Origin of the sequence: Nocardioides abyssi (genome assembly GCF_030412915.1) — a bacterium.
GTDB lineage: Bacteria > Actinomycetota > Actinomycetes > Propionibacteriales > Nocardioidaceae > Nocardioides > Nocardioides abyssi.
Map to the genome: position 1 here is coordinate 1 of NZ_JAUHJR010000302.1, position 215 is coordinate 215.

Below are 215 nucleotides of genomic sequence, written 5' to 3' on the forward strand. Positions count from 1 at the left end.
GGTCTCGTCCTCGGAGAGCCGGTAGACCATCGCCCACTCGTGCAGCCCGAAGCACCCGAAGTTCGCGGCCCGGCCCGCGGTGGCGGCGAGCAGCGCGCGCAGCGAGGCGAGCCGCGGCCGCTGCGAGGCGACGTACGCCGGGTCCACGGCGACGACGCCGTCCGCGCCGGGCCCGGCGGCGTACCCCGTGAGCGAGGCGTGCTCGGCCGCGTCGC

At 78.6% G+C, this 215-nt stretch carries 1 pseudogene; it reads right to left on the reverse strand.

Features of this window, described 5'->3' with window-relative positions:
• Positions 1–215, reverse strand: a pseudogene (locus tag QWY29_RS20815) (3-methyladenine DNA glycosylase); the annotation flags it as partial.